Origin of the sequence: Chamaesiphon sp. VAR_48_metabat_403 (genome assembly GCF_031422475.1) — a bacterium.
Lineage (GTDB): Bacteria > Cyanobacteriota > Cyanobacteriia > Cyanobacteriales > Chamaesiphonaceae > Chamaesiphon.
Genome location: NZ_JANPLS010000323.1, coordinates 1 through 7,849, shown reverse-complemented (window position 1 = coordinate 7,849; position 7,849 = coordinate 1). Strand labels below are relative to the sequence as shown.

8 protein-coding genes are annotated in these 7,849 nt (G+C 46.1%); 5 read left to right on the top strand and 3 right to left on the bottom strand.

The window, feature by feature from the left end; translation table 11 throughout:
• A partial coding sequence (locus RMO79_RS15710; protein ID WP_310484118.1) for an ACT domain-containing protein occupies positions 1-671 on the top strand: 671 nt, incomplete at its 5' end.
• A 141-nt stretch (positions 672-812) separates the two neighbouring features.
• The gene (gene prmA / locus RMO79_RS15705) at positions 813-1,700 is read left to right on the top strand and encodes a 50S ribosomal protein L11 methyltransferase (RefSeq protein WP_310484117.1); all 888 of its coding nucleotides are present in this window, start codon (positions 813-815) and stop codon (positions 1,698-1,700) included.
• A 154-nt stretch (positions 1,701-1,854) separates the two neighbouring features.
• Here the strand turns inward: prmA and trmB are convergent, their stop codons facing one another.
• Both trmB and RMO79_RS15695 read right to left on the bottom strand, forming a co-directional pair.
• Complete coding sequence (gene trmB / locus RMO79_RS15700) at positions 1,855-2,487, bottom strand: tRNA (guanosine(46)-N7)-methyltransferase TrmB (protein ID WP_310484116.1); 633 nt, start codon at positions 2,485-2,487, stop codon at positions 1,855-1,857.
• Between the two features lie 456 nt (positions 2,488-2,943).
• Complete coding sequence (locus RMO79_RS15695) at positions 2,944-3,330, bottom strand: AbrB family transcriptional regulator (protein ID WP_310484115.1); 387 nt, start codon at positions 3,328-3,330, stop codon at positions 2,944-2,946.
• A 439-nt stretch (positions 3,331-3,769) separates the two neighbouring features.
• Between RMO79_RS15695 and RMO79_RS15690 the strand changes: the two genes are divergently transcribed.
• Positions 3,770-4,240, top strand: a complete 471-nt coding sequence (locus RMO79_RS15690) for an RrF2 family transcriptional regulator (RefSeq protein ID WP_310484114.1) — start codon at positions 3,770-3,772, stop codon at positions 4,238-4,240.
• A 68-nt stretch (positions 4,241-4,308) separates the two neighbouring features.
• On the opposite strand, the gene RMO79_RS15685 is transcribed toward RMO79_RS15690, so the two are convergent.
• Complete coding sequence (locus RMO79_RS15685; protein ID WP_310484113.1) at positions 4,309-4,776, bottom strand: DUF4079 domain-containing protein; 468 nt, start codon at positions 4,774-4,776, stop codon at positions 4,309-4,311.
• A gap of 67 nt (positions 4,777-4,843) precedes the next feature.
• Here RMO79_RS15685 and RMO79_RS15680 point away from each other — a divergent pair, with 67 nt between their 5' ends.
• Both RMO79_RS15680 and RMO79_RS15675 read left to right on the top strand, forming a co-directional pair.
• Positions 4,844-6,292, top strand: a complete 1,449-nt coding sequence (locus tag RMO79_RS15680; protein WP_310484112.1) for an ankyrin repeat domain-containing protein — start codon at positions 4,844-4,846, stop codon at positions 6,290-6,292.
• A 297-nt stretch (positions 6,293-6,589) separates the two neighbouring features.
• Positions 6,590-7,777, top strand: a complete 1,188-nt coding sequence (locus tag RMO79_RS15675; RefSeq protein ID WP_310484111.1) for a sigma-70 family RNA polymerase sigma factor — start codon at positions 6,590-6,592, stop codon at positions 7,775-7,777.
• Positions 7,778-7,849: the final 72 nt, after the last annotated feature.

Sequence of the window (7,849 nt, the reverse complement as noted above, 5' to 3'; positions counted from 1 at the left end):
CAGCGCGGTCTGCGGTGAACATTCCCGGACTTCACCCCGATGCACTCGCCCAGCTCAAACCCTATCTGCAACTTGCCGAAACGATCGGAAATATGGTCAGTCAATTAGCTGGCGGACGGATTAACGATCTTCAAGTTGGCTTATATGGCGATTTGGCAGAACAACAAACCAAACCAATTATTACCGCCGCACTCAAAGGCTTATTATCTCCCGCCTTGCGCGAACGGGTTAATTATGTCAATGCTGGGATTGAAGCCAAAGAGCGGGGCATCCATGTTTCTGAAACTCGCGATGCTTCGATTCGCGACTATGCAGCGACACTCAAGCTGATTGCTAAAGGTTCATTGGGTCAACATTCAGTGACAGGCGCGCTGCTTGGCGATGCCGAGATGCGAATTACCAGCGTTGATGATTTCCCCGTTAACGTCGTACCTACTCAGAATATGCTGTTTACAGTCCATAAAGATGTACCCGGCATCATTGGCATTATCGGTTCGCTGTTGGGTAAATTTAATGTCAATATTGCCAGTATGCAAGTCGGACGCAAAATCGTGCGCGGCGATGCCGTCATGGTACTAAGTCTCGACGATCCGTTACCCGATGGAATTTTGGCAGAAATCAAACAAGTGAATGGCATTAGCGATGCTTATACCGTAACGCTAACCAGTTAGACGATCGATAATAGTTACAGATTGAGAGATATCTCTCGATTTCAAGATCCATTATGTTACTGTGGTGGGAGATTATTATCTATTCACCACAGTTAATACCTAAGCATAGTTATTAGAATTTATACATTAATATCCAGAATCATGTCTAATAGCTGGTGGGAAATTAAAATTGACTGCGTACCTAATTTAGAAGAAAGTATCTTCTGGCGACTGAGTGAATTTGGGTGTAAAGGAATGTCTACACAACAACAAGGTCTGGAAATTGTCATTTCGGCCTATATTCCCCAAGCTCAGGTCAAATTATTCGAGGTATCAGATCTGTCTGGACGATTTGAAGAAGATGCGACAGAACTCGGCTATCCGTTGCCAGTCACTAAATGCAATCTGATCGATGAGGAAGATTGGTCGAGTAGCTGGAAGCAGCACTGGCAACCACAACAAATCGGCGATCGATTATTAATTAATCCAGCCTGGTTAGATACGCCCACAGATCCAGAACGAGTTACTCTACAACTCGATCCTGGTGTTGCCTTTGGCACGGGTACTCATGCCACAACTCAATTGTGCCTAGAAGCCCTCGAAATGCGCTTGCAACCAGGGACAAATCTCACAATTGCCGATATTGGCTGCGGATCGGGAATCTTGTCTACAGCGGCAATTTTGTTAGGTGCCGAGCGAGTTTATGCTGTCGATAACGATCCGCTAGCCGTCAAAGCCACTGCCGAAAATCGCGATCTCAATTCGATCGCACCTGGCAAATTAATCGTCGATTTGGGCAGCATCGAACAGCTTCAACTGATGATTCCCGCACCGTTGGATGGTTTTGTTTGCAATATTTTAGCCGATGTCATCGTCGAACTCGCGCCTTCAATGGCTGCGCTCGTCAAACCGAAAGGGTGGGCGATATTGAGCGGAATTTTATCGAGTCAAGTCGCCGATGTTTCCCACGTATTGGAAAAAAATGGCTGGGTAGTCGGGACTGTCTGGAACCGTCAGGAGTGGAGTTGCATTAATCTCAAGCATAAGTAGGCTTTAGGTGTTAGGTTTTAGGCTTTAGGTTCGAGCGGTTAAAGTTGTCATTTTGCTTACTGAAATTGGCATCACTTAGCAGCAATAGCGATCGAAGTAGTTAATTATCTTTAGCCATACACCAGAATTTATCCTAAAACCTAAAACCTAAAACCTAATACCTAATCCACATCGCCCGATGGACTGGCAAACCGCGATTGAGGGTGGCTGTTTCGCGTTCGGTGGGGATGCCGAGGGGATTGGGTTCTAGCCACTCGGCTTGAGTGCGAAGGAATGCGGGATTTTCGCTAAATCGATCGCACATTTCTTGAGCTACCCATTCGAGGTCTGATTGTAAGAAGACTTCGCCGCCACTGGGTAAATAGCGGGCGATATCGTTGACTAATTCTGGTTGTACTACTCGTCTTTTGGCGTGTCGCTGCTTGAAACAGGGATCGGGATATTGAATGCTAATTCGCTGTAGTTTACCTGCTGGAAGCGATGCAAGGAGGGTTTCCAGCGAGGTGTTAATATTGCCAAACACGTAGTGGAGATTAGTGAGTTCGGCTCGATCGCGGATTTGGTTGGCTTGGATGACCAGAGCTTGGCGAATTTCAATCCCTAGATAGTTCCAATTTCGATTGTGTTGCGCCAATCGCAGCAAGAAGCTGCCCGCAGCACTACCGATATCGAGATGGATCGGTGCTGCCAAGTTAGGATAAATTGCCGACCAGTCGGGCGGAATTAGGGGCTGCTGATAAATAATACTTAACGGATTAACGTGTTGTCTGACTTTGATCCGAGCCATGCTACCAAATTTGGATAAATTGCCGACCATTCAGGCGGGATTAGGGGCTGTTGATAAATAATACTTAGCGGATTAACATGTTGTCTGAATTCGATCCGAGCCGTGAAAATAGGGCGTTGTTGAGATCGGGATGAAAAGGGAGATGAAGGGAAGGGGTGAGGAAGAGGGCAACAAATAGGTTACGAAAAATGACGGTCGTGCCTTGAATCGATCGCCCCTAAAATAGTCATAATCTGGAGAATAAATTCCAAAAACCATCCCTACATATACGTAAAACTAGTAAATCTTAGATGCCGATAGTAGCAATCTAAAATTTACCAGTCAAGATGGAGAAGATAAACACAGTGTGAAGACGATCTCCTAGCAATCGGCATCGAGATCTGACTCGTGCAGCGGTTGTCATCTCCCGATCTGTCCCAGCGAGATCGAACAATTGCGGCGATCGACTATCTCGATCTATTCGTCCCCATTTTTATCAATTTGTTTGAGATGAATGTGCTTGCGTCCGAGGGAGATTTCAAAAACATCGCCTTCTTGCAAACCCATTTGCTTGGTGTAAGCAGCACCAATCAATAAGTTATTATTAGATTGAACGGTGATTTTGTAGCTGGCACTGCGACCGCCACGACCGCCACCAACGGCTTTACTATCTAGCTGAATGCCTTCAGCATCAATGAGAGCGTTAAGAAACTTCATCATGTTGACACGTTCTACACCATTCTTAGTTTCAGTGTAGTAACCGCATTCACGGGCTTTATCTTCTTTGCTCGCGCTGCCGAGGTCTTTGACTTTTTGGAGCAGTTCTTCGCCAACTAGCGGCTCAATATTTTTCTTATTACTCATCAACTTAGATTTCAAACTAGAGGGTCTAACGCTATCCGGCGTTGCGGTTTTGCAAAACTAGTCCTGCAATTAGTTATTGGAGGTTGCTATTAGCACTTATAACCATAGTACACTGACTAGAGTAAGTTTGTTAACTATCTCTATCTAAAAATACCATCTTTTTTAGAACCAAACGAACCTTATCTTAAAAGATCGGGTAAATACTAAATAATAGCTAGTGACTGGGCGACAATCTTCGTTTGAAAAAAATCCCGATCGCGAGATTCGAGCTAGTCAAGATCGGCGGATCGATTGTAGCAAATAGTCGAACATTAATCATGCTAAGTAATATGTCAAGATCCCAAATGTGCGATCGATACTTGGCACCACAAGCTGTCGGCGGGTCGATCGAAATTACCAGCACTCAAATTTTCCTAGTCACAATGAGATCGATTCAAACATGAAACTGACGACACGCGGACAGTACAGCGTCAAAGCGATGCTAGATCTCAGTTTACAGCCTAGCTATGGGCCAGCTTCGGTGAGTGCGATCGCCAGTCGTCAACATTTACCCATCCCCTATCTCGAAAAATTACTAATCGAATTACGCAGAGCGGGACTGGTAAAATCACTCAGGGGCATACATGGCGGTTATAAGTTGGCAAAAAAACCCACCCAAATTTCTTTGAGTGATATTTTAGTAGCCGTAGGCGAATCGATGGTTGTTGACAAACTAGAGCTTGATGAGTCGCGATCGAAGACTCAATCCACCGATACTCATTTAGCCGCAGATTGGGTGACATTAATGGTTTGGAAACGGCTCAACGAGAAGCTCCAAGCCGCTTTGGCTAGCATTACTCTAGCAGATCTCTATTACGATGCCCGCAGTTGGCAAGCCGCTCAGGGAGAGGTGACGAATTATATTATTTAGATGGGGAAGCGGGGAGCGGGGAAACTAGTAACATACACGCACTATCCACTATCCCCTATCCCCTAGATCTACATTTTGCTGATAATCCGGGTGAGGATTTCTACTCCTGAAAAAGCTTGCCAGCCGAAGAGACCGACGATGACGAGATTGATGCCAATATGGCTGTATCTTGCCCAATCCTTGCCCTTCTGCATGTAAGGAGATAAAGAAGCCGAGACGGCAATCAAGCCAGTCATGCCCAATCCTGCGAGTAAGTGAGGGCCGACGAATAACTTACCATTATTGATATAAGTAACTGCCATCCCGCCGATCGATCCTAATACCATCACAGCTAGGACGATCGAGCCGATTTGGTAGTGACGGACATTATATTTACCTTGAATGAGCTTTTTCTTATCCTCACCAGTCGCCGTCCGCGTTTTCCGAATTTGGAAGCCCAAATACATGGCATAGAGAGAAGTCGCCAATAAAATCCACATCAGCGGCGGATGGATAAAATTGAGATAGGGTTTGATATTAGCGGGAATGAAGTCCATAGGATCGGAAAAATTGACAAGAAAGTTTGCAGAATATTTATAAAAGTTAGCATAAAATTTGTGGGTGATGGCAAGAGCGTTCCGCCAGCAAACAGCAGCAGGTAACGCCACAATCTCCCAACAGTTTCGATCGCCAAAATTTATGACGCTTTCCGATCCAGTCAGTCTATTACTGCTTCAGTCCGCCAGAACGGGCAACTATCCCCAGGCGGTGAATGCCCTCAAGCGCGGTGCCCAGGTAAATATCACCGATGCAGAAGGCACCACCGCACTGATGTTTGCCGCCCAAAGAGGTGCTATTCAAATTGTCGATTTATTAATTACGGCTGGCGCAGATGTAAATATTCATCGCCGTCAGTTTGGCACTACCGCGCTGATGTTTGCCGCCGCCGCCAATCGTGGTGCGATCGTCAACAGATTATTAGCTGCTGGCGCGGATGTCAATGGGACGAATGAAGATGGGAGTACTGCCTTGATGGGGGCGACGCTAGCTAATGCGGTGGACATTGTGACGATGCTGATTGCGGCTGGTGCGGATGTGAAACAGATCGATACGGCTGGAGATAATACGCTGAATATTGCCATTAGTAACGATCGATCTCAACTCGTAGAGTTATTATTAGCTGCTGGTGCCGATGCGTGCTACCGCCGGAGTGATGATGGAAAAACACCATTGTTATTAATCCCCGCCGCTGGTGATGTTAGGATGCTCGAATTATTATTGGCCGCTGGTGCCAATCTGCAAGCGGTGGATAATGCGGGTGAGAGTTTACTGCTAATTGCTGCCGAGCGGGGCGATAGTAACCTAATTCAGCCGCTGATTCGGGCTGGGGCAAAAATCGATCTCCAAAATCATGATGGCTGGACACCGCTAATTGCGGCGGTAGCGGCTGGGCAAATTGAAATAGTTACAGCATTACTCACTGCTGGAGCCGATCCCAATCTTCAATCTCACGATCTCGAAACCGCACTACATTTAGCGGCGATCGAGGGTGATATCGATCTCATCCGGCTGTTGCTAGCTCGTGGAGCTAATCCCGATCGGATTACCGATCTGGGGGATACACCTTTGGTTTTAGCCGCATTACACGAGCATACAGCCGCCGTAGCAGCCATATTAGCTGCTGGTATCGATCTGAGTACGCACCAGCAAGGTGTGACGGCATTCGGGTTGGCGATCGTTAATGGCTCGGTGGAGATCGCTCGCATTCTGCTCGATGCGGGGGTTTCGCTGCTACAAACATTTAAAGACGGGCAAACGCCACTAATGATTGCGGCGATGCATGGTAATTTGGATTTGGTGCGATCGTTAATTACGGCGGGGGCGGCGATCGATCTGCAAGATGATACTGGTGCTACGGCTCTGATGTGGGCAACTCATCGCCAATATCCTGAGGTGGTTGAGTTATTATTAAGCGTCGGTGCAAATCGGAGTTGCAAAAATTTGGGTGGTTTGACAGCTCTCGATTTGGCGAAAATGAATGGAAATCGGCAATCGATCGATTTACTCTCTTGAGCTAGCATCAGCGGTAGGGGCAATGTCTTGTCGGTTTTTTTATTCGGAGGTTCCCTCCGAATAAAACCGCCGCTGTCTTGTCTCGCATAATCCGGGAGGTTCCCTCCCGGCTGCGAGCCGCTTCATGAATTGCCCCTACCGCCCGTTTCGCTTTTCACCACATTAAAAACGATAGCGACAGATGGGTTAGCCGACAGGATCGTCCAAATCCAAAATCCAAAATGGTATTATCGGTGCATAAAACCGCAACATCATCTCAATCACTATTTATCGCTGGCACCTCACCCCCTCAAATCTATGTCTCTCAATCCTTTGAGCATATTTTATAGTGTGCCCAGATGGGAATTATCCCCTTCTGGATACATTCATATTTCGTGGAGATGCGATCCAGCGGCGATCCCGGCGATTTGTCGAGCGGGAAACTTCGAGCTAGCGGGGGTATCGCGGGTAAATCTGCTGGAGGTAAATGCTAATATCGATCGATTATTACTTGCCGATCGGCAATTAACCACGGTCGTAGTTACCAATCTCTATCGCCAAGCTGCCGCCCAACAAGATCTAGCTTGTAATAATTGTTGGTTTAATTTCATTACTGCCATGACATATAAAGCAGCACTACATACTTGGCAGAGAGTACCCAAACCCCAACAGTCGGAAGATTTGTTCGAGCGGCTGATCGCACCATCTTTAAATATTCAGCAGCTATTAGCCCGCTTCGATCCAGAGTACCATCCTAATTTATTAGTAGGACTTCAGGCTTGGACTTATCGGGTGGTGAGATATAATTCTTTTGCCTATTTGCGCAAAAATGGCGATCCATATTTTGGCTTGTCAAATTTAGGGATTGTCTCGCGATCGAGTTGGGTGACAATTCGGACGGCGTTAGCGGGGAATATTATCGCCACCCAAATCGATACGTATAAATCGATCTGCAAAATTTTCAAAACCTACCTGACGAGATCTTCAGTCAGTGTCAATAATTTAACGCTTGCCGATTGGCAAAGTATTTTAGTCGAAATTAGAGCTAGTTCGATTGCGATAAAGCTGGAAGAATTAGCTGCACTTATCGATCGAATCGGTTGTCTGATTCGCGCACATTCTAGTCCGACGATCGAGAAATATGACGATCCCAATTTGTTTATTTCGGTTGCCTCTCAACTCGATCCGCCGCCAGATCCAGACACATCCGATGCAGCACTCGCTCAGGTCTTTGAAATTATTGCGAGTTTTATTAGCAATTTACCGCACAAGTCTCAAGAGATGCTTTCGCTCCGGCATCTCCAACAACTCAATCAAGTCAATATTGCCAAAACAATGTCGATCGATCAATCGCAGGTTTCGCGACAACTGGGTAAACTCTATCTGAAATTACTCGATCGCATTCATACCGAGATTCCACATCCAGACGGTAATGCACCTCAACAAAATAGTCAGTCAATTGCTGCAATTCAATACCTAATCGAAAAATATTATCAGCGAAACTAATTGCCCTGAATTCACATACAGACGGTCTATTTTACCCAATTAGTTAGTAGTCGATTCAACTAAAATTTTATG

Bases quoted from the DNA above. Each gene is read 5' to 3' on its own strand.
- prmA (WP_310484117.1), top strand. From the start codon at position 813: ATGTCTAATAGCTGGTGGGAAATTAAAATTGACTGCGTACCTAATTTA.
- trmB (WP_310484116.1), bottom strand. From the start codon at position 2,487: ATGGCTCGGATCAAAGTCAGACAACACGTTAATCCGTTAAGTATTATT.
- RMO79_RS15695 (WP_310484115.1), bottom strand. From the start codon at position 3,330: ATGAGTAATAAGAAAAATATTGAGCCGCTAGTTGGCGAAGAACTGCTC.
- RMO79_RS15690 (WP_310484114.1), top strand. From the start codon at position 3,770: ATGAAACTGACGACACGCGGACAGTACAGCGTCAAAGCGATGCTAGAT.
- RMO79_RS15685 (WP_310484113.1), bottom strand. From the start codon at position 4,776: ATGGACTTCATTCCCGCTAATATCAAACCCTATCTCAATTTTATCCAT.
- RMO79_RS15680 (WP_310484112.1), top strand. From the start codon at position 4,844: ATGGCAAGAGCGTTCCGCCAGCAAACAGCAGCAGGTAACGCCACAATC.
- RMO79_RS15675 (WP_310484111.1), top strand. From the start codon at position 6,590: ATGTCTCTCAATCCTTTGAGCATATTTTATAGTGTGCCCAGATGGGAA.